Annotated in this window: 3 protein-coding genes; all 3 read left to right on the top strand. The window is 59.8% G+C overall.

Translation table 11 applies throughout. The features are described 5' to 3' along the window. Positions 1–78: 78 nt before the first annotated feature. A complete protein-coding gene (locus tag IRZ24_RS18385) occupies positions 79–459 on the top strand; it encodes a GntR family transcriptional regulator (RefSeq protein WP_297167560.1) in 381 nt (126 codons plus the stop codon). Positions 460–487: 28 nt separating this feature from the next. Next, entirely contained in the window at positions 488–1,591 is a 1,104-nt protein-coding gene (locus IRZ24_RS18380) for a DUF1648 domain-containing protein (protein WP_297167557.1), read from the top strand. A 132-nt stretch (positions 1,592–1,723) separates the two neighbouring features. Further along, complete coding sequence (locus IRZ24_RS18375) at positions 1,724–3,352, top strand: FAD-binding oxidoreductase (protein WP_297167554.1); 1,629 nt, start codon at positions 1,724–1,726, stop codon at positions 3,350–3,352. Positions 3,353–3,434 lie beyond the last annotated feature (82 nt).

The raw sequence follows: 3,434 nt of genomic DNA, 5'->3' as shown, positions 1-3,434 counted from the left end.
CCCTTGCTATCGGGGAACTTGCTTCTTTGTGCTATCTGTTATATAATAACTATAACAAATAGTCAAGGCGGGCTGTCCATGCTGATCTTTATCGAACCGGAAAGTGAGAAGCCCATCTATCAGCAGATTCGCGATCAGATCGTCGAAGGCATTGCCCGCGGCGAGTTGCTGCCGGGAACGGGGCTGCCATCGATTCGGCAACTGGCTGCCGATTTCGGCATCAACCTGCATACGGTCAACAAGGCCTACGAGCTGCTGGAGCGTGAAGGCTTCCTTCAGGTACGGCGCAAGACGGGGGCGGTAGTTCAGCCGACAGGGAAACTGGCTGAGGACTGGGAAGCCCGTCTACGCACACTGCTCGCTGAGGCGCTTGCCCAGGGGTTGCCCGCTGAGGAGATTCTGACGCGCTGCCAGCGCGTGTTGTCTACTCTGACTGATCCTGGTCGGACTCGTCAATAGCACAATGAGAAAGAGGGACAGGCATGCCATGCAAGCTCTCTATACCTGTTTCAATGTCATCATGCTCGTTGGAATCGAAATACTCTGTTGGCTCTGGCCGAACCTGGCTTCTCCAACACTGGCCTTCGGCGTGCGCATCCCGCCGACGCGTCTGGGCGAGCCGGTGATTGCGCAGCTTCGGCGGCGCTATCGTGTCGCGCTGCTATTGGCGGGGCTGATTGAGTTGCTGGCCTTGCTACTAGTGGCCCGGCTGCTACCTCTGGAGTGGCAGCTCTGGCTGATGCCCCTCGTAGTGATAGCAGCGGTAGTCATTGCTGGTTGCCTCTATGCTCTCATGCATCGCACGCTCCGGCGCGTGAAGGAGCGTGAAGGCTGGTATAGCGGTCTGCGCCAGGCCATCGCGGTTGAGGTGGGTCTACCCGAGCGGCAGGCACGACCCTCTCCTGTGTGGCTGGGACTGGATCTGCTGCTCTTGGGGCTGCTCTGGGGGCTGACTGTCGTGCGCTATCCGGCGCTACCGGAGCGCATTCCGCTCCATTTTGGTCCTAATGGTCAAGTTGATCGCTGGGGTGGAAAAGAGGAACTGCTCTTATTCTCCCTGTTCGCCTTGGTGATCAATGTACTGCTTCTCGGACTGGCGCTCACGCTGCCTGTAAGGAGCCGGCGGCTCGATCCAGCAGATCCAGAGCAGGCCCGCCTTGATCGGCAGCGTCAGCAGCAAGCTTTGCGCAATTTGCTGGCTGCGGTGCTAGGAGCTGTCAATCTGAGCTTTTTCCTGATCCTCTTACTGCTGACGCAAGTCATTCCGCCAACAGCATTCGGCATCGTGTTTGTGGGGGTGCTGCTCCTTCCTTTGGCTATCCTGGGCCTGATGATCTTCTACCTTGCTCAGGCCCGACCTGCGCATACCTATGTCGTACGCACGAGCTATGTAGAACGCGACGACGATCGTTACTGGAAGGCGGGGATCTTCTACGTCAATCGCGATGATCCGGCTCTGTTTGTAGAAAGGCGCATGGGAGTGGGTTGGACCGTTAATATGGGCCAACCATTGGGTGTCGGGCTGGTAATAGGCCTGCTGCTCGCAGTGGTTGCTATTCTGCTGGTGCTGCTGCTCCTGGGGCAGCACTGAGCTGGTGCGGAGGGAGACCGGGCCAGGTGATATGCTACAATCAGGAACAGCAGGGCGATCCAAAGCAGGATCGTCCATTCGATCCACTTGCTACCAGTCACTCTTGCTTGTTCTTGTGTCAGGAGCAGAAGTATGAGCGTGAGCGCGAAACGGCGCAAATTCTGGGGCTGGGGCTATGAAGGCGATATCCTCGGTGAGGAGGAACTCACCTGGCTCGAAGGGACCTGGGCGGCCTTCTTCGGGGTGGATCAATTTGAGGTGACGCCGCCGCCGGTAGTGGAGGAGATTGACCTGCGGCCTCCGCGCTTAACTGTCCCCTCTGCGCTGGCGGCCATTTGTACGACGGAACCCTATGAGCGCCTGCGCCATGCCTATGGCGCTTCTTTCCCCGACTCGGCCCGTGCCTTTGCGCGTGACTTCTCTCATCCGCCCGATGTGGTGGCCTATCCGCGTGCGATCCAGGACATCACAGCTCTGCTCGACTGGAGCTATGCCAACGACATTGTGGTGATTCCCTTTGGTGGGGGGACCAGCGTCGTGGGAGGCGTCGAGCCGCCGGTGGCAGCGGAACGGGTACTGACCATTGATTTAACACGCATGCAGCGCGTGCTAGAGATCGACGAGCGGTCACAGGTGGCGCTGATCGAGGCTGGGGCTGCCGGCCCGGTGCTGGAGGAGCAGCTAAGACCAGGAGGCTGGACGCTGCGTTTCTTTCCGCAGTCCTTTGAGTTTTCAACTCTCGGAGGCTGGATCGCCACACGCGCCGGTGGCCACTTTGCGACCCTGGCCACGCATATCGATGATCTGGTCGAGGGCATCGAGCTGGTCACGCCGCGTGGTGTGATTGTCTCACCGCGTTTTCCGGCCTCGGGAGCTGGGCCTGATCCACAGCGTCTGTGGCTTGGCTCGGAGGGTACCCTGGGCTTGATCACGCGGGCCTGGGTACGCATTGGACGTCGCCCGCGCTTCCGCGCTTCAGCTAGTGTGTGCTTTGAGGATTTCGCTAAGGCTGTGGAGGCTGTACGCACCATCGCTCAGGCTGGCCTCTATCCTGCCAATTGCCGTCTCCTTGATCCGCTGGAGAGCCTGGGCAGTGGGCTGGGCAATGGGACGCAGGCGTTTTTGATTCTGACCTTTGAGTCGGCAGACCATGCGCTTGATCCCTGGCTGCGGCGTGCACTCGAATTGTGCGCTGATTATGGCGGGGTCGTGGAGTCGCAAGCGAGCGAAAGCGGTGAGGGAGAGGGCCATCGCCAGGGAGCTGCGGGGCGCTGGCGCCAGCGTTTCTTGCGCATGCCCTGGTATCGTGAGGCTTTGACGGCGCGCGGTATCATCTCTGACACCTTCGAGACGGCTGTGACCTGGGAGCGCTTTTCACACCTGTACGAACAGGTGCGGCTCGCGACGGCCCAGGCCATACACGAGGTCACGGGCAAGGCTGGCTGGGTCAGTTGCCGTCTGACGCATGTTTATCCTGATGGGGCGGCAGCCTATTTTACCTTCTGCGCGCTCGGCAGAAAGACATCCCTCGTGGAACAGTTCTGGGAGATCAAGCGTGTGGCTCTAAGTGCTGTGACGGAACAGGGCGGCACGATTACCCACCATCATGCCGTTGGGCGCGATCATCGCCCCTGGTACGATCGTGAGCGACCTGCCCTCTTTGCTGAGGTGCTGCGTGCTGCTAAGGAGACGCTTGACCCTCGCTGGCTGCTCAATCCAGGTGTGCTGCTTGACCCGCCTGTCAGCCTGGGCGTGATATAGTAATAGTGCAGCGGACGCGAAGCCTTGGTACAGCGTCGACGCGCCTGATCAGCCCCTGCTCGCAGCTATTGGACGAGCAAAG

This window comes from Thermogemmatispora sp. (genome assembly GCF_019683755.1).
Lineage (GTDB): Bacteria > Chloroflexota > Ktedonobacteria > Ktedonobacterales > Ktedonobacteraceae > Thermogemmatispora.
This window is presented reverse-complemented; position numbering and strand designations above follow the sequence as displayed.

Excerpts from the sequence above, each read along its gene's own strand:
- IRZ24_RS18380 (WP_297167557.1), top strand. The coding sequence starts at position 488 with ATGCAAGCTCTCTATACCTGTTTCAATGTCATCATGCTCGTTGGAATC.
- IRZ24_RS18385 (WP_297167560.1), top strand. The coding sequence starts at position 79 with ATGCTGATCTTTATCGAACCGGAAAGTGAGAAGCCCATCTATCAGCAG.
- IRZ24_RS18375 (WP_297167554.1), top strand. The coding sequence starts at position 1,724 with ATGAGCGTGAGCGCGAAACGGCGCAAATTCTGGGGCTGGGGCTATGAA.